At 65.8% G+C, this 23,302-nt stretch carries 26 protein-coding genes; 12 read left to right on the plus strand and 14 right to left on the minus strand.

What is annotated here, in order from left to right; translation table 11 throughout:
• Positions 1-58: 58 nt before the first annotated feature.
• Genes M9921_14915 through mtaB form a run of 3 tightly spaced genes read right to left on the minus strand, consistent with a single transcriptional unit; the run spans position 59 to position 2,828 of the window.
• Positions 59-1,171: a Gfo/Idh/MocA family oxidoreductase gene (locus M9921_14915; protein ID MCO5298137.1), complete on the minus strand. Its 1,113-nt coding sequence runs from the start codon at positions 1,169-1,171 to the stop codon at positions 59-61.
• 3 nt (positions 1,172-1,174) lie between these two features.
• The gene (locus tag M9921_14920; GenBank protein ID MCO5298138.1) at positions 1,175-1,507 is read right to left on the minus strand and encodes an HIT domain-containing protein; all 333 of its coding nucleotides are present in this window, start codon (positions 1,505-1,507) and stop codon (positions 1,175-1,177) included.
• 4 nt (positions 1,508-1,511) lie between these two features.
• Positions 1,512-2,828, minus strand: coding sequence for a tRNA (N(6)-L-threonylcarbamoyladenosine(37)-C(2))-methylthiotransferase MtaB (gene mtaB, locus M9921_14925; protein ID MCO5298139.1), 1,317 nt, complete (start codon positions 2,826-2,828; stop codon positions 1,512-1,514).
• A gap of 55 nt (positions 2,829-2,883) precedes the next feature.
• Here mtaB and lpxK point away from each other — a divergent pair, with 55 nt between their 5' ends.
• Genes lpxK through ftsY form a run of 7 tightly spaced genes read left to right on the plus strand, consistent with a single transcriptional unit; the run spans position 2,884 to position 8,720 of the window.
• Positions 2,884-3,873, plus strand: coding sequence for a tetraacyldisaccharide 4'-kinase (gene lpxK / locus M9921_14930; protein MCO5298140.1), 990 nt, complete (start codon positions 2,884-2,886; stop codon positions 3,871-3,873).
• Positions 3,842-4,744, plus strand: a complete 903-nt coding sequence (locus M9921_14935) for a lysophospholipid acyltransferase family protein (GenBank protein MCO5298141.1) — start codon at positions 3,842-3,844, stop codon at positions 4,742-4,744. The genes lpxK and M9921_14935 overlap by 32 nt, the downstream gene beginning before the upstream one ends.
• Complete coding sequence (locus M9921_14940) at positions 4,741-5,709, plus strand: glycosyltransferase family 9 protein (GenBank protein ID MCO5298142.1); 969 nt, start codon at positions 4,741-4,743, stop codon at positions 5,707-5,709. The genes M9921_14935 and M9921_14940 overlap by 4 nt, the downstream gene beginning before the upstream one ends.
• Positions 5,690-6,628, plus strand: a complete 939-nt coding sequence (locus tag M9921_14945) for a glycosyltransferase family 9 protein (protein ID MCO5298143.1) — start codon at positions 5,690-5,692, stop codon at positions 6,626-6,628. Before M9921_14940 ends, M9921_14945 begins: the two co-directional genes overlap by 20 nt.
• Positions 6,625-7,080, plus strand: coding sequence for a D-glycero-beta-D-manno-heptose 1-phosphate adenylyltransferase (gene rfaE2, locus M9921_14950; protein MCO5298144.1), 456 nt, complete (start codon positions 6,625-6,627; stop codon positions 7,078-7,080). Before M9921_14945 ends, rfaE2 begins: the two co-directional genes overlap by 4 nt.
• The gene (locus M9921_14955; GenBank protein ID MCO5298145.1) at positions 7,077-7,844 is read left to right on the plus strand and encodes a PIG-L family deacetylase; all 768 of its coding nucleotides are present in this window, start codon (positions 7,077-7,079) and stop codon (positions 7,842-7,844) included. Before rfaE2 ends, M9921_14955 begins: the two co-directional genes overlap by 4 nt.
• Before the next feature lie 3 nt (positions 7,845-7,847).
• Positions 7,848-8,720, plus strand: coding sequence for a signal recognition particle-docking protein FtsY (ftsY, locus tag M9921_14960; protein ID MCO5298146.1), 873 nt, complete (start codon positions 7,848-7,850; stop codon positions 8,718-8,720).
• On the opposite strand, the gene M9921_14965 is transcribed toward ftsY, so the two are convergent.
• The 4 genes from M9921_14965 to M9921_14980 form a co-directional block, all read right to left on the minus strand.
• The gene (locus tag M9921_14965; protein MCO5298147.1) at positions 8,717-8,977 is read right to left on the minus strand and encodes a YkvA family protein; all 261 of its coding nucleotides are present in this window, start codon (positions 8,975-8,977) and stop codon (positions 8,717-8,719) included. The genes ftsY and M9921_14965 overlap by 4 nt on opposite strands.
• 223 nt (positions 8,978-9,200) lie before the next feature.
• Entirely contained in the window at positions 9,201-10,412 is a 1,212-nt protein-coding gene (tyrS, locus tag M9921_14970) for a tyrosine--tRNA ligase (GenBank protein MCO5298148.1), read from the minus strand.
• A 25-nt stretch (positions 10,413-10,437) separates the two neighbouring features.
• Entirely contained in the window at positions 10,438-11,853 is a 1,416-nt protein-coding gene (locus tag M9921_14975) for a DUF1800 domain-containing protein (GenBank protein ID MCO5298149.1), read from the minus strand.
• A gap of 103 nt (positions 11,854-11,956) precedes the next feature.
• Positions 11,957-12,151 carry a hypothetical protein gene (locus M9921_14980; protein ID MCO5298150.1) on the minus strand — a complete coding sequence of 65 codons (195 nt, stop codon included), beginning with the start codon at positions 12,149-12,151 and terminating at the stop codon, positions 11,957-11,959.
• 444 nt (positions 12,152-12,595) lie between these two features.
• Between M9921_14980 and M9921_14985 the strand changes: the two genes are divergently transcribed.
• On the plus strand, positions 12,596-12,961 hold the full coding sequence (locus tag M9921_14985) for a transcriptional repressor (GenBank protein ID MCO5298151.1): 366 nt from the start codon (positions 12,596-12,598) through the stop codon (positions 12,959-12,961).
• A 76-nt stretch (positions 12,962-13,037) separates the two neighbouring features.
• On the opposite strand, the gene M9921_14990 is transcribed toward M9921_14985, so the two are convergent.
• Genes M9921_14990 through M9921_15005 form a run of 4 tightly spaced genes read right to left on the minus strand, consistent with a single transcriptional unit; the run spans position 13,038 to position 16,728 of the window.
• The gene (locus M9921_14990) at positions 13,038-14,615 is read right to left on the minus strand and encodes a trypsin-like peptidase domain-containing protein (protein ID MCO5298152.1); all 1,578 of its coding nucleotides are present in this window, start codon (positions 14,613-14,615) and stop codon (positions 13,038-13,040) included.
• A 1-nt stretch (position 14,616) separates the two neighbouring features.
• On the minus strand, positions 14,617-15,696 hold the full coding sequence (locus M9921_14995) for a hypothetical protein (GenBank protein ID MCO5298153.1): 1,080 nt from the start codon (positions 15,694-15,696) through the stop codon (positions 14,617-14,619).
• Entirely contained in the window at positions 15,683-16,141 is a 459-nt protein-coding gene (locus tag M9921_15000) for a zf-HC2 domain-containing protein (GenBank protein MCO5298154.1), read from the minus strand. The genes M9921_14995 and M9921_15000 overlap by 14 nt, the downstream gene beginning before the upstream one ends.
• Positions 16,138-16,728, minus strand: a complete 591-nt coding sequence (locus M9921_15005) for a sigma-70 family RNA polymerase sigma factor (GenBank protein ID MCO5298155.1) — start codon at positions 16,726-16,728, stop codon at positions 16,138-16,140. The genes M9921_15000 and M9921_15005 overlap by 4 nt, the downstream gene beginning before the upstream one ends.
• A 111-nt stretch (positions 16,729-16,839) precedes the next feature.
• On the opposite strand from M9921_15005, the gene M9921_15010 reads away from it, so the two are divergent.
• Positions 16,840-18,045 (plus strand): glycine C-acetyltransferase, encoded by a 1,206-nt coding sequence (locus M9921_15010; GenBank protein MCO5298156.1) that lies wholly within the window; start codon positions 16,840-16,842, stop codon positions 18,043-18,045.
• Between the two features lie 131 nt (positions 18,046-18,176).
• On the opposite strand, the gene M9921_15015 is transcribed toward M9921_15010, so the two are convergent.
• The 3 genes from M9921_15015 to M9921_15025 all read right to left on the minus strand — a co-directional run bounded on the left by M9921_15015 (position 18,177) and on the right by M9921_15025 (position 20,206).
• Positions 18,177-18,680: a hypothetical protein gene (locus M9921_15015; GenBank protein MCO5298157.1), complete on the minus strand. Its 504-nt coding sequence runs from the start codon at positions 18,678-18,680 to the stop codon at positions 18,177-18,179.
• 342 nt (positions 18,681-19,022) lie between these two features.
• Positions 19,023-19,544 (minus strand): hypothetical protein, encoded by a 522-nt coding sequence (locus M9921_15020; GenBank protein ID MCO5298158.1) that lies wholly within the window; start codon positions 19,542-19,544, stop codon positions 19,023-19,025.
• Positions 19,544-20,206 (minus strand): response regulator transcription factor, encoded by a 663-nt coding sequence (locus M9921_15025; GenBank protein ID MCO5298159.1) that lies wholly within the window; start codon positions 20,204-20,206, stop codon positions 19,544-19,546. The genes M9921_15020 and M9921_15025 overlap by 1 nt, the downstream gene beginning before the upstream one ends.
• 30 nt (positions 20,207-20,236) lie before the next feature.
• On the opposite strand from M9921_15025, the gene M9921_15030 reads away from it, so the two are divergent.
• The 3 genes from M9921_15030 to M9921_15040 are packed head-to-tail and all read left to right on the plus strand — an operon-like array spanning position 20,237 to position 23,262.
• On the plus strand, positions 20,237-21,196 hold the full coding sequence (locus M9921_15030) for an ABC transporter ATP-binding protein (protein MCO5298160.1): 960 nt from the start codon (positions 20,237-20,239) through the stop codon (positions 21,194-21,196).
• Between the two features lie 9 nt (positions 21,197-21,205).
• Positions 21,206-22,951: a DUF4910 domain-containing protein gene (locus M9921_15035; GenBank protein ID MCO5298161.1), complete on the plus strand. Its 1,746-nt coding sequence runs from the start codon at positions 21,206-21,208 to the stop codon at positions 22,949-22,951.
• A 35-nt stretch (positions 22,952-22,986) separates the two neighbouring features.
• Entirely contained in the window at positions 22,987-23,262 is a 276-nt protein-coding gene (locus M9921_15040) for a hypothetical protein (GenBank protein MCO5298162.1), read from the plus strand.
• Positions 23,263-23,302 lie beyond the last annotated feature (40 nt).

Below are 23,302 nucleotides of genomic sequence, written 5' to 3' on the forward strand. Positions count from 1 at the left end.
CAAACGCGCCTGGACGGTTTCTCGACAGTCGCCTCCTCCACGCACGCTCTGAGCCGGGCTAAACGCGCACGGGCTGGCCGGATTCCAGCGACTCCACGATCGCATGCATCGTGCGCACCGTGGCGATGCCCTCGGCGAGGTCCGGGCTGTTGGGTTCGCCTGAGAGCAGCTTCGAGGCGAAGAAGTCGGCGTAGTTGCAGAACTCGCCGTAGTGCATGCCCTTCAGTTCGTGGCGGTAGTGGTAGCCCGCCATCGCGTGGTCGAAGTCCTCCTCGATCTCGATGCCGTCGCCATCGTGCCGGGTGAATCGCAGCTCGGGGTAACGCGCCAAGCTCGTGCCTTTCGAGCCCATGAGGAAGCACTCGATCATCGACCGCGCACGGGGCAACTCGTGGATGCCGTAGTTCCCCAGCACGCGCCCTATCCTTCCGGATTCGGCGACGAGGTTCACACAGATCGCGTCATCGCCCCGCACCCCGTACCGCTCGCCCAGCGCCGTCTTCGTTCCGACGGCGTGGACCGTTCGGATCGGCCCCAGATACCAGCGGACGAGATCCACGGGGTGGCTGAGCCCGAGGTACGCCCAATGCGTGTCGGTGGCCGCCCAGGGGCTTTTCTCGTAGTACCAATCCATACGGTGGTTGTAGTGCGCGTCGACCAGCTCCACGTCGCCCACGTCGCCCGCCTCGTAGAGCTCCCGCTGACGTTGGAACGGCTCGTAGAACCGTGTGGACTGGCCCACCTGGAGCCGGCACCCGTGGACGCGTGCAAGCTCCAGGAGCCGATCGCCTTCGGACGGGTCGTTCAGGAGCGGCTTCGTGCAGATCACGTGCTTTCCGGCCTCGAACGCGGCCGCGATGTGGTCGGCGTGGAGCGAGTCGGGCGTGTAGATCGCCACGATGCGCACGTCCTCGCGGGCAAGCATGGCGCGGTACTCGTCGGTGACCCACAAACCAGGGACCGCCTCTCGCGCCTCGTCGCGCTTCTCGGCCGCGAGATCGCAACCCGCGACCGCCTTGCACAGACCCGATGCGCGCAGGGCCACCAGGAGCGTATGCCCCTCGTGGAGGCCCAACACGCCGATGCCCAACCGCTCCTCGGGCGGCACCTCGCCGTACGAGCGGCGATGGCCTACGGTCGGTTTGCCGGTGGGTTGGATGTCGCGGTGCATGGGCTATCCGGGGGGCCAGGTCAACGCACGGCCCCCGAGCAGGTGGGCGTGCAGGTGGGGCACGGTTTGTCCGGCCGCCTCGCCCTGATTGATCACGACGCGGTACCCCTCGTCCAGCCCGAACTCCTCGGCGATCTTCTTCGCGGCGTTCAGCAGGTACATGTGGTCGCCCTCGTCGGGAAGCGTCGCCAGGCCCGCGATCTCTGCGCGCGGCACGATGAGGATGTGGACGGGCGCCACGGGCTGGATGTCCTTGATGGCCACGACGTGGGCGTCCTGGTAGACGATCTCCCCGGGGATCTCGCCGTTGATGATTTTGGTGAAGAGGGTGGGCACTGGCTCAGTTCCTTACCGAGAGGGCTCGGCGGTCAGGGGACGGAGCCGCGGCCAGTTCGCCGTAGAGCATGCCGTCCCGATGGTCCGAGAGGTGAACGTGGACAAGCGAGCCGACCCACTGCGGCGAGCCCGCAAACCGCACCTCGAGATAGTTGTCCGTCAGTCCGCCGAGGAGTCCGTCCCGGCGCTTGCCCTCCACGAGCACCCGAAGCGTCCGTCCGAGGAACCTCTGCGCATGCCCCTCGCCCGTCCGGCTCGTCACCTGGGAGAGCACCTGGCTTCGCCGCACCTTCTCCTCGGGGGCCACGGGGTCGCCCCACTGATCCGCGGGCGTGCCGTGCCGCGGCGAGAAGCGAAACAGGTGGGCCTTGAGGTACTTCGCCTGTTCGCAGACGGCCACGCTCGACTGGAACCGTTCCTCGGACTCGGTTGGAAACCCGACCATGATGTCGGTCGTGAGCGAAAGGTCGGGAATCTCGGCGTAGAGCGATTCGCAAAGGTCGAGATAGTCGCGCTGCGTGTACGGGCGGTTCATGTCGGCGAGCACACCCGAATCCCCGCTTTGCAGGGGCACGTGGAGGTGGGGCACGACCTTGCCGCCGGCCGCCACCCGTTCGATCAGCCGCGGCGTGACCTGGCGCATCTCGATGCTGCTGATCCGGATGCGTTCGAGCCCGTCCACCGCGCACAGCCTTTCGACAAGATCCTCGAAGTCTGGCCCGCCGCTCCCCGTGTCGGGGCCGTAGGCGCCGATCAGCACGCCTGTGAGAACGACCTCGCGGTAACCCATGGACGCCAGCCGCTCCGCCTCCTCGATCACCTCGCGCCACGGGCGCGACGACATGACGGGCCTCGTGAACGGGATCGAGCAGTAGCTGCAGAACACGCTGCACCCGTCCTGCACCTTCAGGGTCGCGCGCGTGCGTCCCGCAAACGCGGCGGGACGGGCGCGGGGGCCTCCCGGAGGCGGCTCCAAACCCGGAAAGGCATGGAGCAGGTAGCTCAGAGCCTCCAGCTTCTGCGGGTTGGGGACGACGACGTGCGCCCCTTCCATGGGTTCGCGCTTGTTGAGGGCCATCTGCGAAGCGCACCCCGTGACCACGACCTTGGCGTCCGGGTTGGTGCGCGCGGCTTTGCGGATCGTGTACCGGCTCTTGCTCTCCGCGACCGACGTGACGCTGCACGTGTTGATGACGTAGACGTCCGCGGGTTGGTCGAAGGGCACGGCGTCGAACCCCGCTTCCTCGAAGCTCTCGAGGATGCGCTGGGTCTCGTACTGGTTCACCTTGCAGCCCAGGGTCGTGAAGGCAGCCGTCGGCACCCTCCAATTCTACAAGAACCGGGGTTGTTGGCCAGCCCGTGCCACAATCGGCCCGATGGTGCCGACGCAGGTGTGGGAGGGCCGTTCGCTGGGCGCGCGCGCGCTGCGCACGTTGCTGTACCCCCTGTCGCTGCTCTACGCGGCGGGATGGCGGCTTTACCTCTTGGTCTACCGCTGGGGGCTCAAGCGACCTGTGGAAGCGCATCGGCCGGTCGTGTGTGTGGGAAACCTCGCGACCGGAGGAAGCGGCAAGACCCCCTTGACGGTGCACCTCGCCGAACGGATCGCCGCCTCCGGTCGCAAGGTCGTCGTCGGGTGCAGCGGCTATGGCGGGCCCCACGAATCGGGTGCGACCCTCGCCCCGGCGGGGCCGCTCCGGGCGTCGGAGTGGGGGGATGAGCCGGCGCTGTTGCGCGAGCTTCTGCCCGCCGTGCCGCTTGTCGTGGGCCGTGCGCGCGTCGAGGCGGCGAGGCGCGTCGCCGAGGCGCATCCCGACGCTGTGCTCCTGATGGACGACGGGTTTCAACATCTGCCCCTCGTCAAGCACGTCCAGATCGTCCTCCAGTCGAACTCTCCCAACACGATGTGCCTTCCCGCGGGTCCCCTTCGCGAGCCGCCGAACGCCCTGCGTCGGGCCGACTTGGTGCTTCCCGGGACGTTCGGCGTGGTCGCGGATCCGCTCGTGCTGGAGAGTCCCCAGGGAGGAAGGGTCGAAGTCGCCGACTCGGCGTCGGTGTTGTGCGCGATCGGCCGTCCCGACAGCTTCTGCGATGCGCTGAGGGCCATGGGGCTGACGCTCGATCCAATCCTCGTCCTCCCCGATCACGACCCGTTGACGGAAGGTAACCTCCTTGAGCGATTGCCAAGCGACCAACCTGTCGTGGTGACCGCCAAGGATTGGGTGAAGCTGCGGGAGCGGAGCGACGCGGGGGAGCGCAGGTGGTTGGTTGCGCGCCACCGGGTCCGCCTCGAGCCTGCGGACGCCTTTGCGGCATGGCTGGATCGTAAACTCGATGAAGTGGAGTCGCGTTCAAAAGAAGCTTGAGGGCCGCTTGGGTGCGCTCGCGTTTGCCGTGGGTCAGATGTGGTTCGTGCGCAAGTCCCCGGAGGCCGCCGAACGCTCGGGAGAGCGCCTGGGCCGATTCTTCTTTCGCACGTTCGGCAAGTTCCGCGAGCGGGCGCGCTCCAATCTCGCACTCGCCCTGCCGGAGCTGGACGAAGCCGAGCGCGAGCGGATCGCACGCGAGGTGTTCCTCCATTTCGGACGCGTCATCGCTGACTTCCTTCGAACGAAGGGACGATCCCAGCAAGAGGTGATGGACGGCTATGTCGAGATCGTCGGCATGGAACACCTCGACGCGGCAAGTGCCCTGGGGAAGGGTGTGGTCATAATCACCGGCCACTTCGGCAATTGGGAGCGGGCCGCGGCTTATTTCTCCGCGATCGGGACGCCGCTCCACGTGGTGGCGCGCGATGCCGACGACGAGCAATTGAACGCGATGGTGGGCGAGCTGCGCGAGGCGGCCGGGCTCAAGGTCCTTTCCCGGGGCAGCGCCATGCGCGGGATCCTGACCACCCTGAGGCGGAACGGCTATGTGGCGATCTTGCCCGACCAGAACACCGAGGAGTCCTACGTGCCGTTCTTCGGGATGCCGGCCGGGACCGTGCAGGGGCCCGCGGTGATCCACTACCGGACCGGTGCGCCGATCATCCCGATCTACTCCATCTGGTTGGGCCCGAACCGGTACCGACTCGAGGTGCACTCACCCTTGGCAGCCGACGAGGGTTTCGACGAGGTGGAGGGCATGACGCGCGCGGTGAACCGATCGATCGAGGAGGCGATCCGCCGCCACCCCGAACAGTGGCTCTGGCTGCACGACCGTTGGAAATCCGCCCGCCGCAAGGGGTTGCTGTGAGTGGCCCGAAGTTCCTGTTCGTCCGCTTTTCAGCCATCGGCGACTGCGTGATGGCGCTGCCGGCGGTCACCGCCGTCCGCCAGGCCATTCCGGGCGCGTTCATCGCCTGGGCCGTGGACAGCCGCTGTGCGCCGGTGATCGACACGCGGCGGCTCGTCGACCACGTGCAGGAGTTTCCCCGCGATCGCTGGAAGCGCGAAAGCTGGTCGGTCGCAACGTGGCGCGACCAGGTTCGCCACTACCTCCTGCTGCGCCGGTTCCGCTTCGACTTCGGGATCGACCTTCAAGGGCACAGCAAGACCGCCCTTTGCCTGCGCCTTGCGTCGCCCAAGCGCTCGGTGAGCGTGCCTGCGACCGACGTCTTCGCCCGCATCTTGAACCGGCCTTGCCGGACGGAGATCGGGGCCCTGCATACGGTGGAAGCCCATCTCGCGGTGCTCGGAGAGCTTGGCGATTTCCCCGCTCCGTCGGGGCCCATCCTTCCGGACCTGACTCGGGAGCGGGAGGCGGTTCTTCCCCGCCTTCCCCAGGACCCGTTTGCCACCCTCTCGACGGGAGCCGGGGCTCCAAACAAGCTCTATCCGCCGGCGCTTTGGTCCCAAGTCGGCGCGCGGCTCCAGTCCGCGGGGGTCTCGGTCGTCTGGACAGGCGGCCCGGGCGACGCCGTCCCCGAACTGCCGGGGGCGACCAGTTTGGTCGGCGCTTTGACGCTGCGCGAGTCGATGGCGGCGATCGCCGGCAGCGCCGTCCATCTTTCGGGCGATACGGGAAGTGGGCATCTTGCGGCGGCCTACGGGGTGCCCACCGTCACGGTCTTCGGGCCGATGGACCCTGCGCGCTACCGACCCTACACCCACCGCGGCACCGTGTTGCGCGAAGGGGGAGATCCGGCGAACGTCCGCCCCGAGGCGATCGCGGCGGCGGCTCTCGCCTTCCTGGAGGAAGATGGCTCGCTTCCTCGTTAGCCGGCTCTCGTCGTTGGGCGACGTGGTCTGCTCGCTCCCGGCCGCCTCGGCGTTGAAGAGGGGCCACCCTGGTTGCGAAATCGTGTGGGTGGTCGATCCGAGATTCGCCGGGGTGGTCGAGTGTTGCGGCGCCGTCGATCGCGTCGTGCGGGCACGCCCCGGCTTCCGTCCTTCGAGCTGGCCGCGCCACGAGGGCGAATTCGAGGCGGCCCTCGATCTCCAGGGCCTCCTGAAGAGCGCGCTTGCGATCGCGAGGGCGCGCGTGGGCCGCAGGGTGGGTTACCACTGGCAGCGCGAGGGAGCGCAGTTCTTCAGCGACCGGGTGCTTCCCGACCCCTCCTCCCACCACATCGTGGACCAGTACGTGGACGTTGCGCGCGCGGTGGGCGGGGTCGCCGATCGGGCCGAGTTCCGCCTCGAGCCGAATCCCGAGGCGCGCGAGCGCGTCCGGGCGAAGTTGGCGGAACGGGGAGTGGCCGCTCCCTATGTCGTGGTGAACCCCGGGGCGGCGTGGGCGACGAAGCGATGGCCCGCCGGGCATTTCGCCTCGCTGATCGACCGAATCCAGGCGTCGGGCGTTCGCGCTGTGCTCATCGGAGGCAACGCGGAGGCGGACCGCGCTTCGGCGTCCGGCGTCGAAGGCGCCTGCTCCTCCTCTCCGGCGAACGTGGTGGGGGAGACGTCGATCGTGGAGTTGATCGCGCTGGTTGGCGACGCGCTGGGCCACGTAGGAGGCGACACGGGAAGCACCCACCTGGCCGCGGCGATGGACGTTCCCGCGTTCGGCCTCTACTCGATCACGCGTCCGCAGCGCTCGTGCCCCTACGGCCAAATCGAGCGGTGCTTCCACGACCCCGATTCCCTCGCGGGCATCACCCCCGATGCCGTTTGGGATAGGATGCTCTCGGTGATGCCTTGAGTGTCGTCGATCTGAATGAAGCGGTCCGCCTGCGCCAGGGGAAGCGGCTCGTGCTGACCAACGGGGTGTTCGACCTCCTTCACGCCGGTCACGTGCGGTTGCTCGAAGCCGCTCGGGCGCATGGAGACCTCCTGATCGTCGGGATCAACTCGGACGCGTCGGTGCGGCGCCTCGGCAAGGGGCCCCATCGCCCGATCCACCCGCAGGAGGACCGCGCCGAGGTGCTCGCGGCGCTGCGGTGCGTGGATGCGGTCGTGATTTTCGACGAATCGAATCCGATTGCCCTGATCGAGGCCCTCCGGCCGGAGGTGCACGTCAAGGGTGGGGATTATCGGCTCGAGGAGCTTCCGGAGACGCCCGTGGTACAGGGATACGGTGGGGAGGTGGTCCTCCTCCCCTTGCTGGAGGGGCGTTCGACGACGTCGGCGCTGCGCAAGGCGGGCCTGGAATGAAGGTGTTCGACTCGGACCCCCAGTTGCGCTGGCTCTTCTGCCTCACCCACCCCGATGACGAGATCGCCATCTGCGCCTGGATTCGCGTGCTGACCTCCCATGGCGTCGAGGTGTTCTTAAGCTGGACGCACGACACCCCCGTGCGCGAGGCCGAGGCCCGGGCCGCCGCGGATCGCCTTGGAGTCCCGCAGGACCGGCTCTTCTTCCACCACGCCCAAGACGGTTTGGCGTTGGAGGAGCTCGCCCTCCTCAAGGCCAGCTTTCAGACGATGATGAACGCCGTCCAGCCGGATCGCGTCGCCTGCGGCGCGTTCGAGCACGGGCACCTCGACCACGACGCGACCAACTTCTTGGTCAACCACACGTTCGGGGGTGTCGTTCTCGAGTTTCCGCTCTACCATCCGTACCTCACCTGGCTCCAAACGTTGAATCGGTTTTCGGATCCCACGGGCGAAGAGGTGTTGCGGCTCAGTCCCGAGGAGCGGCGTTTCAAGAGCGCGTTCAGCAAGCACTATCCCAGCCAGAACATCCGTCGCGTCCTCGTCTGGTACGAGGTGTACCGCGCGATGACGCTCCGGCCGCTGGACCTGCGGGACACGGAGCGGATGCGCGTCCAAACGCACAAAGACTTCTTGACGCCCAACGCCCCTCCGAAGCTGGCTGCGAGGATCCTCGCGTCGCCCCAATGGAAGCGGTGGTGCGCCGCGGTGGCACCCCATCTCGGCGTCCCCGACCCCGTCGTGGCGCGAACGTCTACACTGTAGCCTGTGTTTCGCAGGTTGATGCAGCAGGTGGACCGGCTTACAGGCCGGGGGGTGATCGACGAGCAGCTCTACGAAGAGCTGGAGGAGCTGCTTCTCCAGGCCGACACCAATGTGCACACGATCGGGGAGATCCTCGAGGAGCTGCGCAAGGAGGTGCGCTCGCAACGCGTGCGGACGCCCGGCGAGATCCGCGAGGCGCTGAAAGCCTCCATCGTGCGTCGGTTCAACCAGCCTTCGGCCGTAGGTCTGGACATGGCGGACGAGGGACCGACCGTGTACCTGTTCGTCGGGGTGAACGGCGCCGGCAAGACCACCACGATCGCCAAGGTCGCGCATCTCCTGAAGAAGCGGGGATTCTCCGTGCTCATGGCCGCGGGGGACACGTTTCGGGCCGCCGCGATCGAGCAGTTGGAGATCTGGGCGCATCGGGTGGGCTGCGACTTCGTTCGGAGCCAGCCCGGGGCGGACGCGGCCTCCGTGCTCTTCGACGCGATCACGGCGGCGAAAGCGCGCGGCACCGACTTCGTGCTGGCCGACACGGCCGGCCGACAACACAGCAAGAGCAACCTGATGGCCGAACTGGCCAAGGTGTCTGGCGTGGCCGAGAAGGCCCTGGGGCGGAAGCCCGACGAGATCTTGCTGGTGATCGACGCGAACACGGGCCAGAACGCGATCCGCCAGGCCGAGGAGTTCATCAAGGCCGCCCGCGTGACGGGGCTGGTCCTGACCAAGCTCGACGGGACCTCGCGAGGAGGGGCGTTGATCGGGGTTTACGACCGGTTCAAAGTTCCAATCAAGTTGGTGGGAGTGGGCGAAAAGGTCGAGGATCTGCTGGATTTCAAGCCGGACCGTTTTGCGGCGAGCCTGTTCGACTAGCGTGTCGTCGACATCTCGCGGCGGCCTTTCCGAAGGGCCTCAGCGTGTCTGAGCACCGCGCCTAAGGTCAGGGCCAGCGTCGTGGCGCCGACACCCAGATCGTCGAGCCAGCCGACGACCGGGAGGATGTCGGGGATGAAGTCGATCGGTGACAGCCCGTAGGCCAGCGCCAGGGCGGGCAGCCAACGCGCCCACTTAGGGAGGTCGGGATCACGGAACGCCCGCCACGCGTCCATCCAGGAGATCCAGCGTCTCACACTCCTGTGACGACTAGTCGTGCCTCCGGGTTGCCGGCGTGGGACCAACGCCCCCAGCCCGCCCGCGCTCCCAGGTCATCCCGCGCTCCCAGGTCATCCCGAGCGCAGTCGAGGGATCTGGCTGTGCAGGACCGTAGAATCGCAGCAACCACCGCGATCACGCTCGGCTCGGACCTCAAGATCCCTCGACTGCGCTCGGGATGACCGCGGGCGCTCGGGAATCCTACGGTACGAGTTTGCGGAACTGGTGCTTTCCGACGCGCAGGACCTTCCCGTAGAGGGCCTCGGGTTGCAGCGCCGCCATGGGCTCGGAGAGCTTCTCTTCGTCCAAGCGAACCGCCCCAGCCTGCATCAGCCGACGCGCCTCGCTGTTGCTCTTGGAGAGCCCGAGGGCCGTGATCAGTGCCGCGATGCCCACCGATCCGTCGGCTGCCAACTCCTTGGGAATGGTCGCCTCCTGGGCTTCGACGGGCTGTTTGCGTTCGCTGAACGTGCGGACGAAGTACGCGTCCGCCTCGTCGGCGGCCAGGGGCGAGTGGTAGAGCGCGACGATCTCGCGCGCCAGCCGGCGCTTGACGTCCCGCGGATTCGCGGAGCCTGCGGCCGCTTGCCCGCACAGGTCCCGCACCTCGTCCATCGGCACGTCGGTGCAAAGCTCGAACCAGTTCTCCATCTGGCCGTCGGGGATGGACATCGTCTTGCCGTACATGTCGTTCGGCTCGTCGATGATCGACACGTAGTTCCCGAGCGATTGCGACATCTTCTCCTTGCCGTCCGTGCCGATGAGGAGCGGACTGAGCATGACGACCTGGGGTTCCATCTCGTACTGGCTCATGAGCGTGCGCCCCATGAGGTTGTTGAACTTCTGGTCGTTGCCGCCCAACTCGATGTCCGAGCGCATGGCGACGGAGTCGTAGGCCTGACAGAGAGGATAGAGAATCTCGTGAAGCGCGATGGGACGCTGTTCCTCGAGTCGGTTGGCAAAGTCGTCCCGTTCGAGAATCCGGGCGACGGTCGTGCGCCCCGCCAACCGGATCACGTCCTCGAAGGTCATGGGGCCCAGCCAATCGCGGTTGAACAAGATCTCGGTTTGGTCGGGGTCGAGGATCTTGTAGATCTGCTTGCTGACGGCCTCCACGTTCGCCTGGACCTGCTCGCGGGTGAGTTGGGGCCGTGTCTTGCTCTTCCCGCTCGGGTCTCCGATTTGCGCCGTGAAATCGCCGATGATCAGGCAGGCGGTGTGGCCAAGGCGCTGGAAGTCGCGCAGCTTCCGCAGGACCACGGCCCAGCCAAGGGTCACATGCCCAACCGTGGGGTCGACGCCAAGCTTGACGCGCAACTGCTTGCCCGACTTCAGCTTGGATGCGAGGTCCTCCTCGCTGATGATCTCCGTGGTCCCACGCCTGAGAATCGCTAGTTGGTCTTCGACCGTCATCGGGGGGACAGGATACCTTTTGGCGCTAGGCGAACTGGAATTCGGGCGCCCCGAAGATCAGGCGGCTGACCGCGCCCCCGGTGGCGTTCGCATTCGCCTGGGTGACGCGTCCGTCGGACGCCATCTCGGCGGCTTTGACCAGTTCGGGCTTCTTGGAGGCGGCCAGGGGGGCGTCGTAGAGGGACAGCAGCGTGTCCACCACCCCGGCGGGCGTCGGGTCCTTGGCGAAGAGTCCGAAGGCGGGGAAGCGAATGGCGAGGCGGCGGGATCCCGGGCTTGGCGTCACGGTCCCGAACAGCGTGTCGGACCATTTGATGCGCTCGACCATCGTCGCGGACGAGATCCAGGCGGCGCCTCCTTCCCATCCCGAAACGTCGGGCGGATACAGCAGACGCATCCCCATCGCGCTCGCGGAGGTCGCCATCGCGGTGGCGGGAAGAAGCCGCCCCCGAAGGTTTTGGCCCTGGCCGCTTCGGGCGGCGTTGGCGGTCGCTTCGCCGATGCCCAGTTGGCGGATGGTGGCGACGGTGAAGTCGATCGGGTTCTTGTAGACCTTCCGCTCGGCCTTGGCAGAGTAGAACTCGGAGGAGCGCATGATGTCGCGGAGGAGGCCCTTGATGTCGAGGCCGGAGTCGCGGAAGCGCGTGGCGAGCCGGTCGACGAGCGCGGGTTCGGGATCGGGGTAGGCGAACCACTCCCAAAGCTTGCCGGTCAGGTACTTGGCGGTTTGGGGTTGGCCGCAAAGGAGCCCGATCACGTCCTCGCCGGAGAAGTTGCCTTTGCTTCCAAGGAACTCCTTGACGCCGGAGTCGTGCAATGCGGGGCGGTACAGAAAGGTCGCTTTCGGTATTCCTTCGGCCTGTCGGTTGAGGCGTCCGATCGACCAGCCGGTGAAGGCGCGGGCAGACTCCTGGATATCCTTCTCGGTGTAGTGGCCGATGCCCAGCGTGAACAGTTCCATGACCTCGCGTGCAAAGTTCTCGTTGGGCTTGCCACGCACGTTGAACTGGTTGTCGAGCCAAAAGAGCATGGCGGGGTCCTGGCTGACCTCGAGCAGCAGCGTTCTGAAGTCGCCGGTCGCATGCTTGCGCAGCACCTCGTTCTGCTGGTACATGAGCGGCGCCTGGTTGACTTTCGCCGCGCTGGTGGCAAAGTGGTCGTGCCAGAACAGCGTCATCTTCTCAAGCAGCGGCCGCCGGGTGGTGATCAGCTTGAAGCCCCACCAGGTGATCAGCCCCGGGACGTTCACCTGGCCGTTGTTGTTGGCCAACTCCGAGGGATCGAGGTCGATGGCCTCCTGGACGGACTCGTAGTCCAGCAGTCGATCGATCGCTCCATCGAATCCGTCCTGCAGGTAGTAGTCCAGCTCGGCTTCGCTGGCTCCGAGGCCGAATCGCCTCAGCAGGTGCGCGCACTTTTCCCGATCGGTTTTCAGGGCCATAGGATAGATGACGTTTCGCCGGTCGGCGGGTTCACCTGTCCCAAAAGTGAAACAGGCCCCGGCCGATTGGCCGAGACCCGTCTTGGAAACCGCGATGCGGGCGCTAGGCGTCCTTCGCGTTCGAGGACTTGTACGTGGCCTCGTTGATGAACTTGAAGAGCTTGCTGCCCTGGTAGTTGGCGGTCAGCGCGTAGCGAACCTGTTCGCCCGATTTGGTCTTGCGGACCATCTTCATCTTCCGCACTTCGGACTCCGGAACCTCTACGTGAGATCGCGTTTTGAGATTGTAAAACTGCATTCTGTCCCTCCTCCGGCGCCCCGCTTCCAAGAACCGACGCTCACCGGTGTTTGTATCAGGATCAATCATAGCATAAACACAGGTTCAAAGGAACCTAGATTTTTCTCTGTTTGCGAATTGGGACCCTGATCGGGGTGGCGCCGAAGGTGTACACCACACGAACTTGGGCCGGCGCCGCAACCGTCCTTCAAGTCGAAGTCCCCCCGTTGCAGACTCGAACTGTGTAGCATTTTTGCTGGACGTCAGTAACGTTGGTCGGGGTGCGAGAGGTATGCTTGATTCGAGCCTGCAATAGGCCCACTCACGCCAATGAAGGAACGAAAAACCAGGGAAGAACAGTCTGCGTGCAATCGCGCTTCCGTTGCCGAAGCCCGCGGATACGAGGAGTTTGCGATTCGCCAACTGCGAGTCGCCGGGTACCGAATCACAATGCCCAGGGTCCAGGTGATCCGGGCACTTGGCCAGAGCAACCGAGCGCTGAGCGCCTACGAAATCCACGAGGCGATCGTAGACGGGGGCGGCAAGATCGACGTGGTGAGCGTCTACCGGATTCTCGCGACGTTGCTCGAAACCGGCCTCATCCACCACATCGGAGTGGTGGACGGATACCTTCCTTGCCGTCTCGAAGACGCGCACACCGACGATCTCGAGCACCTCGTGTGCGAGCGATGCGGTTGCGTGACCGAGTTGTCGCTTCCCCCTTCGGTGATCAAAGCGACGACCGAGCAGGGCGAGCGCTTGGGCTTCGAAGCCAAGGCGATCCGAATCGAAATCGTCGGACTCTGCGAGCATTGTCGGCAGCCGAAGTGACCGCTGCGGCCCCGCATAAACAAGAAAAGCCCTCCCGATTCGTCGGGAGGGCTTTTTGGTTGGGGCAGCGCGCAGGTTACCGGAACGTCACGTCCATCGTCTTGATCATCGTGCTGTTGCCCTGATAGCGACCCACGCGGATCGTTCGACTCTGGCCCCATTCCACGCCGGACATGGCGCTTGCGACATCGGCGGCGGACTTGATGTCCGTGTCTCCCAGCCGTTCGATGACGTCGCCCTCTTCGATCCCCATGCGCTCGGCGACCGAGCCCGGCTCGACTCCGACGACCACGGCGCCGGAGACCTTCGCCGTGATGTCGTACTGCTTGCGCATCTCGTCGCTCAGGTCGCGTACGGTCACGCCGAGCTTGGCCTTGCCCTCGCGGAGCGGCGAGACATCGCCCTCGGGGGGCGCCTGGCCGCGGTTGGGTCGCTCGAAGAACTTCTGGAAGTCCTTGAACTCCGGCGGCAGGTTGGGGAAGGGGTTCCCGCGCGACCCGCGCTGGGGTGCGGGAACGTTCATGGTGGGCGGAGCGGGCGGTTCGCCAAGCTTGACCTGCAAGGTCTTCTCGGTGCCGTCCCGAACGACCTGAACGGGAACCGTCTCGCCGGGGCCGTAGCGCAACATCGCGTTACGGACGTCGCCCTGGTTTGCGATCGGGTACGTCCCGACGCGAACGATGACGTCGTTCTCCTTCATGCCTGCGGCCGAAGCCGGGCCGTCGTTGGGTACCTGGGTGGCAACCGCTCCGGCCTGCACGCCCAGCTCCTTGACTTGGTAACCCTTCAGATCCTCGGGCAACACGCCCAGATAGCCGCGGACGACCTTGCCCTTCTCGATCAGCATGTCGCCGATGAGCTTGGCTTGGTTTGCGGGGATGGCAAATCCGATCCCGACGCTGCCCCCGGTCTCGCTGTAGATGGCCGTGTTGATGCCGACGACGTTGCCGTCGATGTTGACGAGGGGACCACCCGAGTTGCCTTGGTTGATCGCGGCATCGGTCTGGATCAAGTCCCCGTAGTTGCGAATCGCGCCCGTCCGCTCATCGGGGATCAGGCTCTGGCGCGACAAGGCGCTCACGTGGCCGACCGTCATGCTCTTCTCGAGCCCGAACGGCGAGCCGAACGCGATCGCGAACTGGCCGGTCCGCACCGCTCCGCTGTCGGCGAATCGCGCCGCCGGGAGGTCGGTCGCCTCGATCTTGACCATCGCGATATCGCTCTCGGGCGCCCGCACGACCTTTCCCGGAAATTCTCGTCCGTCGTCCAGCACCACGGTGACCTTGTCGAAGCCGCCCGCGACGTGGTCGTTGGTCATGATCCAGCCGTCGGAGCGGTAGACGACGCCGGATCCTTCGCCGCCCATGCGGACGTTCTGGCCGATCGCGTTCTCCGTTTTGCCTTCGGCTCGGATGTTGACCACGGACGGTTCCACGGATTCAGCCAGCGATGCAAACGCGTTGTCCATCGCCCGAAGGGTGGCGAAGGACTCGTCGACGCTCAGGTTCGCCGCGGGTTTCAGATGTGCGACCTGGGCGACTGCTGGAGTGACTCCGTGGCCGGACATCACCGATGCCACTGCAAAGGCGCCCATTGCCACACCGGCGCCCAGGGCCCAGTACACGGGCCGATTCACTCGATTGAAAAAGCTCATTTTAGATTGTCACCTGTCCTTGTTCGATCGGTATCCAAAGCTCGATCGTTCCATTGGGGTTCAACCGAATCCAACCCCCGGAGAGTTCCGACACCGGACTTTGGACCCGTGCGGAGTCTCTGACGAACCGAGAAAGGATCAGCTCCTTGGCGGCGTCCGTCAGGTCTCCAACCAGGCGGAACCGAATCCCATTGGCTTCGACGCCTCGGTCCCGCGATCCGCTACGGTCGCTTCGTTCGCGGCGCCCGTCGAACTGGTAGACCGTGGCGTTGACCAGGCCGTCGGTGATGCGGATCGCGATGAAGCGGCGCGAATCCTCGCCGGTGATTTGGGCCGCGTGCACCACGAAGCCGAGGGGCAGGCTCTGCGGGACGACCGGCTCGAACCCGACGGTCTCCCGCACGTTCGTGCCGGGGCGGATCGTGACGGGAGGTTCCCGTTCGATAATGCGCACATCGGAATTCGAGAAAAGCTCGCACTTGGGAATCCGCTTTGGAAACGAGATGGCCTTCGTGTCGAAGATCACTTCGGATCCGGAGCCGGGCTGTCGCCGTTCGATGCGGAGGAGGAAGGACGTCTCGCTGTCGATATAGAAGCGCCGCTCGACCATCTCCCGATTGCGCGGTTCGGCCGTGACGCACACGGCGCGTCGGCCGGCGATGCTCGTCTCCGAGGCGATCTTCAGGTCGTAGTTCTTGTCCGCCAGACGCACGCGCTCGTCGGCGTCCGCCTGGCTGCGCCGCGGCGACTCCTGGCTGAGCACGCGCCGCTCGTCCGGCCAGTACATCATCCACGTGCGGCCGTCGTCCACGGACGTCACGCCTTGCATGCTCAGGGGTTGCAGAATCGTGTGGCGCTCAAACCCGTCGGAGGATTGCTCGAGCTTGATCTGGACTTTTCCGGCCGAGCCGATCTGCGTGACGATCGCGGAGACGTTGGTGTCGCGTCCCTTCTCCATCGAAAGCAGCAGCAGCTTGCGGGCGCGCCAATCCTCGGCCAGTCCGCGAGGGGCGGCTTGGGCGGCGCCGCACAAGGCGGCCATCGCCGCGGCGGCGATTCCGATCCGGTTAACGGCCGCCATAACTCGTCGGGACGATCGGGGCACTGGTCCTCAACGGGTCCGTCCCCGCATAGAACGCCTGGTCCCGCTGGAGGTCGAGATCGTAGGGAGCCGTGGCTTCCGCCGTCAGCGCGTCGGCGTCGGAGGCGGGGCGCTGAAGCACCCAAGCGATGGCGCCTGCCGCGAGGGCGGTGGCGACAAAGGCGATTGGAACGGCGCGGCGAGCGGAGAAGCGACGGCCATCGCGCTGCGTGAAGACGTGCGCCACGAGGCGGTTCTCGAATTCGGTTCCGGGCGCAGGCTCCGGCGTTCCACCCAGAAGCGCCTTCAACATCCGCAACGACTCGACTTCCGCGGCACAGGCGCTGCAGCGGCCGAGGTGTCGTCGAATGTCCAGCATCTCCGACCCCGGAAGTTCGCCGTCCAGAAAAGCAGAGAGTTGGGACTCGACGCGTTTGCAGTTCATTCGCCTACCTCTCCATACGCTCGGGGGAAGCGCTTCGTGAGATAGCGCCGCAGCTGTTTCCGGCCGCGATGGATGCGGGACCGAACGGTCCCGATCGACGTGTCCATCACGTCGGCGATCTCCTCGTAGGCCATGCCTTCGACATCGGCGAGCAACACGGCCGTTCGAAACTCCGGGGTCATCGTGCCGAGCGCGGCTTGAAGGTGCTCTCCCATCGCGTCCCGAAGCATCGCGCGGTCCGGAGCGGCGTCCGGGTCGGGCACTTCCCACGTCGAGACGCCGCTGCCCGCAGGCTGCTCGAAGCTGGTGGTCTTGAGTCGACCCCGCCGCCGCACCCCGTCGATGTGCGCGTTGGTCATGATGCGGTACAGCCAGCTCGTGAACGGCAGCTTCTCGTCGTAACGGTGGAAGAACCTGTAGGCGCGCAGGAACGTCTCCTGGACCAGATCCTCGGCTTCCGCGCTGTTGCCGGTGAGACGGCAAGCCAAGCTGTAAGCCTGGCGGTACGAGTTGCGCAAGAGCGCCTCGAACAGCGAGTCGCGGTCTTCGCCAGTGATCGTCTTGTCTTTGAGCAGCGTGAACAACATCTCGTTTCAGCTTCGAATTCGATTACGCACCGGATTGCGGGACCAGTTCCTGACGCGCGCATTCATTATAGAGTGAGGCCCGTGGGACCCCCCGTGTAAACTGGTGCCGCCATGAACGCCCGCTTCCAAACCTGGTTGGGTTCCCAGCTCCAAGACCTTCGCGACCACCATCTCTACAAGACGCCGCGGATCCTCGAAACGCCCGCGGGAGGACGCGTTCGCATGGACGGCCGCGAGGTGGTGAACCTCTCGAGCAACAACTATCTCGGGCTCGCCAACCATCCGAAGGTGCGCGCCGCGGCGGTCGAGGCCGTCGAGCGGTGGGGCGTCGGCGCGGGCGCGGTGCGATGGATCGGCGGCACCATGGAGGTGCACGATGAGCTTGAGCGGCGGCTGGCCGCGTTCAAGCACGTCGACGCCGTCCTCGTCTTCACCAGTGGGTTCACCGCCAACAGCGGATGCATCCCCGCGGTCGTCACCAAGCAGGACGTCATCATCAGCGACGAGCTCAACCACGCCTCGATCATCGACGGGGTGCGGCTCTCCTCCGCGTCCTACCGAAAGTCGGACGGTTGGGTCTACGCGCACAAGGACATGGATGGGCTGGAGGATTGCCTCCGGCGCGCGCAAGCGGCGGGCTTCGAGAAGAAGATGATCATCACCGACGGCGTGTTCAGCATGGATGGAGACATCGCCCCCATGCCCGCCATCGTCGATCTCGCGGAGCAGTACGATGCGTTTGTGATGGTGGACGACGCCCACGGGAGCGGGGTGTTGGGGGACAAGGGCGCGGGCACCACGTCGCACTTCGGGCTGTACGGCCGCGTCGATATCCAGCTCGGCACCCTGAGCAAAGCTCTCGGGGTGGTCGGAGGCTACATCGCCGGGTCCGGACCGTTGAAGGAGTGGCTCATCAACCGCGGACGCCCCTACCTGTTCTCCACCGCGCATCCGCCTGCGATCGCCGCGTCGCTGATCGCCGCGCTCGACGTGATGGAGAACGACCCCGAACCCATGCGGAAGCTCTGGGACAACACCCGTTGGTGGAAGAACGCCTTGGCGGAGGCCGGTTTCGACACGATGGGCAGCGAAACGCCCATCACGCCGGTCTATGTCGGCGACGAGGCCCAGGCGCAGGCGATGGAGAAAGCGCTCTGGGAGGAGGGCGTGTACGCGCTCGCCATCGTGTACCCGACGGTGCCCCTCGGCAAGGCGCGCCTCAGGACGATGCCCAACGCGACGCACTCGCACGAGGATTTGGCCTTCGCGCTCCAGGCATTCAAGAACGTCCGGGACGCGATGCCGCTCGGACGCTGAACGTTCGCCCGTCGGGCGGGCGTGGAACGGGTTAGCGGGTGTCGAAGGACGACCTCGGAGAGGTCGCAGACGGTGCCCGGGGTCGAGTTGCAGCGAGACCCCGGGCTCAAAGGGCGCCTTCGCGCACCCGGTTAGTCGCGGGTTCGGACGAAGACGTCGATGTCGCCGCGCGTGACGGCGCCGGCGAACTCGTAACGGATCTCGGTCCCGGGTCGGTGGAATCCCACGCGAATCTGGTCCCGGCCGCTGTCGTCGGACCCCTCGCGGTGGTCGAGGACCCGGACTTCAAGCACACCTTCGACGGTTTGGACGCCGGTGGGCGTCGCCACGCGCATCACCGCCGCTCCACTGAACTCGCACACGTTGCGGGCCGGCCCGCCAACCTGAAGGTCCCGGAGCTTTCGAAGCGTGATGGCCACGTGCCTTGCGTTGCGGCCGTTGACGTCGATGACGAAGTCGCCTCCCAACCGAGGCGGATCAGAGGTCAACTTGGTGACTTGGAGCCGAAACGTCGCTTCGCGCTGATCCTCGGACCGGGCTACGCCTTGGCCGCGCGCGCCGAGCAGGGCGCCGGCGGCCAGCGCAAGCGCGCAGATGCCGAGGACGCCACCGACCAGGAAACTCTTTTTCAACATGAACCTTCTCCTTACTCTCCCATCGGTGAGGACGCACGGGTGCATGGATTGTTCGGTTGGGAGGCGCGGAGGGGGCGTTTCACGCAGAGGCGCAGCGGCGCAGAGGGTTTCACGCTAGTGTAGTGTCTCACTAATCTCAGGGCAGCGAGGCCCCGGTTGGGCCCTCTGGCTCCCTTCGCCCCTCTGGGGGAGAGGGGCTAGTGAGGGGCCCGTTTTGGCGCGGTTTCAGCTTCAATTCCAGCGATCCGGACCCCTCACCCCCAGCCCCTCTCCCCCGGAGGGGCGAGGGGTGCCTCTTGCGCCTTTCGCCACGGCCCGCTGGGAAACTAGTGAGACGCTACACTAGCTCTTCGGCGGGGTGGCTTCGATGGCGCCGCCGACCTGCAGTACGTTGTTCTGGTGCAGGTGCCGCTCGGGCTTGGGCATCGACTCGATGCCGCCCACCGCGTTGCGACCTGGGATGTTCGAATCGAACACGAGCGGGGTCTTGGGATCCTCGATCTTCTCGCGTTCCATCCCCACGACCTCGGCGTTCAAGGCGTAGCCGTATTCGGGGTCGACCGAAGGGCAGTGCAGGAACTTCTCGCGGGGCATGCGGCCGCCCAGGGCATCCATCCACTCGGCCGTCGGGTAATGGCCGTCGAAGTCGGCGGTGTACATATCGAGGGCGCCCCCGATCTGCCTCAGGTACAGCCGGCAGTCCGACGCGCGCTTGAGCTCGCGGCCCTGCGCGAGCGCCGGGAGGAGAAGGGCGGGAACGATGAGAAGGCAGCAGCCCGTGGCGAGAATCGCGACGACCGCCCACATCATCGGCGAGCGGCCGGGTTTGTTTTGCGGGGGGCTCGGCGCGCCGAAATCATCCATCAGGGTCGGTCCACGAGCTTGGCTCGGACGGCCTTCATCGCCGCCTCGGTGCGGCTGTTGACCTGGAGCGCCTTGAGGATGTTGCTCACGTGGTTCTTGACCGTCTTCTCGGCGATGCAGAGACGGTTGGCGATCTCCTTGTTCCGCAGGCCTTGGGCCACGAGCTCGAGGATCTCGCTCTCGCGGTCGCTCAACACGAACAGCTCGGTGTCGTCGGTCTCCTCGTCTTCGCGGATGCGCCGGAAGTCTTCGATCACCTTCGTGGCGATCTTGGGCGTGATCTTGGCCTCGCCGCGCTCGGCCAGGCGAATCGCTTCGATGACGTCCTGGGGCGTCGAGCTCTTCAACAGGTAACCCAGGGCGCCCGCGCGAAACGCGTCGTAAACGATGTCCGAGTCCTCTTCGACGGTGAGGATCACCACGCGGACATCTTTCTCGGTCTTCAGGAGTTGGCGCGTGACCTCGATGCCGCTGAGGGCCGGCATGTTGATGTCGGTGAGCAACACGTCGGGCGGATCGGCCAGGCACGCGTCCAGCGCTTCGCGCCCATCCTTGCACACGGCGACCAGTTCGCACTCCGGCATCAGCGTCAGCGTCCGTTGCAGTGCGCTTCGATAGGGAGCCTCGTCATCAGCGACGACGACTCGGATCGTTTCGGGCATGCGGCGAGTATACAAGGCATAATCTCCCCCATGCCCGTGCTGGAAGTGCGCGACTTGGAACTCTCCTTCGGCGACGTCGCCGTGCTGCGGGGTGTTTCGTTCGACCTCGAGGCCGGCAAGACGTTCGGCGTCGTCGGCGAGAGCGGCTGCGGGAAGTCGATGACGGGATTCGCCCTGATGGGCATGGTTCCCACCGGGGGCCGCATCACCGGAGGGTCCATCGTGTTCGAGGGGCGCGACCTCACGCAGCTTCGGCCGCGCGAATGGCTGGACGTCCGCGGCGAAAAGATCGCGCTCGTGATGCAGGACCCGTTCACGAGCCTCAATCCGATGATGCGGATCGGTGATCAGATCGGCGAGGTGCTGCGCCTCCATCACGGCCTCTCCAAGCAGGCGGCTTGGACTCAGGCCGTGGAGATGCTCGAGAAGGTGGGCGTGCCCGTGCCGGAGAGCTCGGCGCGCAAGTTTCCGCACCAGATGAGCGGCGGCCAGCGCCAACGCGTCGTGCTCGCCATGGCCTTCGCCTGCAAACCGCAGGTGCTTATCGCGGACGAGCCGACGACAGCCCTCGACGTGACTCTTCAGGCACAGATACTACGGCTCATCCAAGAGCTCAAGGACCAGGTCGGCACCGCGGTGATGCTCATCTCGCACGACATCGGGGTCATCGGCACCTTGGCGAGCCGCATCGGAGTGTTCTACGCCGGGCGGATCGTCGAGGCCGGGGCCTCGGAAGACGTGCTTCGCCGACCCGAACATCCTTACACCCGTGCCCTGCTCAATGCGTTGCCCCAGCCCGGGGCGGTGCGACTGGAGGCGATCCGAGGCTATCCGCCCGACTTTGCGACCCTCGGGACGGCGTGCTCCTTTGCCCCCCGCTGCCCGTTCCGATTCGAGAAGTGCGACCGGGAACCGGACCTGATTCCGGTATCGACAGACCACGCTTCGGCCTGCTGGAAGGCGGGGGTTCTGGAGCCAGCGCGCGAGTAGTATGGGGGCATGAGCCACGCCCTCCTGCTGCTCCTGACGATAGTCCAGGGGCCCCATTTCGACGCTGCGGAACTCGCTCGGCACGTGCAATTCCTCGCTTCGCCCGCCCTGGAGGGACGCATGACGCCGAGCCCAGGACTATCCAAAGCCGCCGACTATCTCGCCGCCCAGTTCAAGAGCTACGGACTGAACGAGGGGCCGAACAAGGGGTACCGCTGGTCCTACGAGGTTGCGATCAACCAGCGTCCCGCCAAGAACAACATGCTGGTTTTCCTGCGGCTCGACGGCAAGAGCACCTCGTTCGAGCTCGGGCGGGACTTCGTCCCCCTCTTCGGCTCGAAGGACAACCACATCGTCCGTGGGGAACTGGTGTTCGTCGGGTACGGCGCGGACGAGAAAGATTACGAGATGGAGGACGAGGAGGGCGGCGGCGAGCGACCCTTCGACGTGAAGGACAAGGTCGTGATGATGTTTGCGCGCACTCCGGCGGACATGCCGCAGCTGTCGCGCTCGGCGAAGGCTGAGATGGCGCGCGAGCGTGGCGCGGCCGGCGTGATCTTCCTCGGGCCGTCGGCGCCCGGTCGTCCCCAGCTTCCGCGCACCGTGCGGGGCCAGGGGCTCTCGGGAGACGGAGACCTGGTGGGGGTAGGCCTTGCCGAGCACGCCTTGAACGCGCTGATCGAGGTCGAAACGATGCACTCGGTGGCCGTGCGCCACGAGTCGCGCCCATTGCCCTTCACCGTCCGCATGGTCACCGAGACCGAGCCAAACAAGGCGAGGGTCGACGACATCGTGGGTTACCTGCCGGGCCGCGACCCGAAGCTGAAGGACGAGTTCATCGTGATCGGGGCGCACTACGATCATCTCGGTTACGGGGAGATCGGCTCCCGATCGCAAACCGACGCGATCCACCCCGGCGCCGACGACAATGCGAGCGGCACCGCTGGTGTGCTCGCCTTGGCCAAGTACTACGCGGCCAAGAAGACGAACCGACGATCGCTCATCTTCGTGCTGTTCAGCGGCGAGGAGGAGGGGTTATTGGGTTCCGAAGCGTGGGCCAAGGGCCATCCCAACACGCTTGAACGAACGGCCGCCATGATCAACCTCGACATGATCGGCCGTCTGCGCAAGGGCGAGCTGTTCGCCTACGGCACCAGCAGCAGCGACGTGTGGACCCGCATCCTCGCCAAGATCGAGGTTGCCGGGGTGAACCTCAAGCCGGGAGCCCAGACGCGCGGAGACAGCGACCAGGCCTCCTTTGCCAGGCGCAACGTGCCGGTCTTGTTCTTCAACACGGGTTTGCACGACGAGTACCACACCGAGAAGGACACCGCGGCGACGATCGACGCCGACGGGATGGCCAAGGTGCTCGCCGTCGTGGCCGAGACCGTGGCCGCCGTGGATGCGCTCGACGCCAAGCCCGTCTTCTCGAAGGATGTGGTGCTGGGCAATCTGCCCGGGGATCGCGACGCCGAAAGCTCGCAGCGCTCGATCCGCGTGGGCATGGTGCCCGACATGGTCGCAGGGGGCCCGGGTTTGCGGATCAGCGGAACGTCGCCCAACAGTCCGGCCCAAAAGGCTGGGTTCAAGGCGGGGGACCGAATCGTCGAGTTCAACGGAAAGAAGGTCTCAGACCTCGAGACCTTGCAGGCCGCCTATCTGACCGCGAAACCCGGGGACACCGTCAAGATCGTCTTCATCCGCGACGGAGTGAGGCGCGAGCAGTTGGTCACCGTCGAAGGGCGCGGCGGTTAGTCCAATCGCGGCCGCGATCGTCCGACAATAGGTCCATGAGGTGTTTCGCGGTGGACCTTCATGGCGAGAACTTCGTGATGGAGATCGAGGAGGACGTGCAGCGCGTCGAGTTCGAAGTCACGCGTTACGTCGAGGGCGAAACCGAAGAGGATGCGGAGCTCGCGGCCGTCGAGCTGGTTCGCGAGCGCCTCGCCCCTTCGATCCGCAACATCGACGGAGACCCGCCGATCGTGTACGTCAACGACGTGCGCGAGCTGCCCGAGGGGTTGCCGGACAAGCCGCAGCCAGGCTTCTTGTTCATCCATCCCTGATGGGTCGTCAATCGTTTGTCGTTTATCGTTTGTCGTTTGT

It is taken from the genome of Fimbriimonadaceae bacterium, from assembly GCA_023957775.1.
Lineage (GTDB): Bacteria > Armatimonadota > Fimbriimonadia > Fimbriimonadales > Fimbriimonadaceae > JAMLGR01.

What these genes read in the sequence shown, in the direction of transcription:
- M9921_14915 (MCO5298137.1), bottom strand. Translation starts at nt 1,171, where the DNA reads ATGCACCGCGACATCCAACCCACCGGCAAACCGACCGTAGGCCATCGC.
- lpxK (MCO5298140.1), top strand. Translation starts at nt 2,884, where the DNA reads ATGGTGCCGACGCAGGTGTGGGAGGGCCGTTCGCTGGGCGCGCGCGCG.
- M9921_14935 (MCO5298141.1), top strand. Translation starts at nt 3,842, where the DNA reads ATGAAGTGGAGTCGCGTTCAAAAGAAGCTTGAGGGCCGCTTGGGTGCG.
- M9921_14945 (MCO5298143.1), top strand. Translation starts at nt 5,690, where the DNA reads ATGGCTCGCTTCCTCGTTAGCCGGCTCTCGTCGTTGGGCGACGTGGTC.
- M9921_14955 (MCO5298145.1), top strand. Translation starts at nt 7,077, where the DNA reads ATGAAGGTGTTCGACTCGGACCCCCAGTTGCGCTGGCTCTTCTGCCTC.
- tyrS (MCO5298148.1), bottom strand. Translation starts at nt 10,412, where the DNA reads ATGACGGTCGAAGACCAACTAGCGATTCTCAGGCGTGGGACCACGGAG.
- M9921_14975 (MCO5298149.1), bottom strand. Translation starts at nt 11,853, where the DNA reads ATGGCCCTGAAAACCGATCGGGAAAAGTGCGCGCACCTGCTGAGGCGA.
- M9921_14980 (MCO5298150.1), bottom strand. Translation starts at nt 12,151, where the DNA reads ATGCAGTTTTACAATCTCAAAACGCGATCTCACGTAGAGGTTCCGGAG.
- M9921_14990 (MCO5298152.1), bottom strand. Translation starts at nt 14,615, where the DNA reads ATGAGCTTTTTCAATCGAGTGAATCGGCCCGTGTACTGGGCCCTGGGC.
- M9921_14995 (MCO5298153.1), bottom strand. Translation starts at nt 15,696, where the DNA reads ATGGCGGCCGTTAACCGGATCGGAATCGCCGCCGCGGCGATGGCCGCC.
- M9921_15000 (MCO5298154.1), bottom strand. Translation starts at nt 16,141, where the DNA reads ATGAACTGCAAACGCGTCGAGTCCCAACTCTCTGCTTTTCTGGACGGC.
- M9921_15005 (MCO5298155.1), bottom strand. Translation starts at nt 16,728, where the DNA reads ATGTTGTTCACGCTGCTCAAAGACAAGACGATCACTGGCGAAGACCGC.
- M9921_15010 (MCO5298156.1), top strand. Translation starts at nt 16,840, where the DNA reads ATGAACGCCCGCTTCCAAACCTGGTTGGGTTCCCAGCTCCAAGACCTT.
- M9921_15015 (MCO5298157.1), bottom strand. Translation starts at nt 18,680, where the DNA reads ATGTTGAAAAAGAGTTTCCTGGTCGGTGGCGTCCTCGGCATCTGCGCG.
- M9921_15020 (MCO5298158.1), bottom strand. Translation starts at nt 19,544, where the DNA reads ATGGATGATTTCGGCGCGCCGAGCCCCCCGCAAAACAAACCCGGCCGC.
- M9921_15025 (MCO5298159.1), bottom strand. Translation starts at nt 20,206, where the DNA reads ATGCCCGAAACGATCCGAGTCGTCGTCGCTGATGACGAGGCTCCCTAT.
- M9921_15030 (MCO5298160.1), top strand. Translation starts at nt 20,237, where the DNA reads ATGCCCGTGCTGGAAGTGCGCGACTTGGAACTCTCCTTCGGCGACGTC.
- M9921_15035 (MCO5298161.1), top strand. Translation starts at nt 21,206, where the DNA reads ATGAGCCACGCCCTCCTGCTGCTCCTGACGATAGTCCAGGGGCCCCAT.
- M9921_15040 (MCO5298162.1), top strand. Translation starts at nt 22,987, where the DNA reads ATGAGGTGTTTCGCGGTGGACCTTCATGGCGAGAACTTCGTGATGGAG.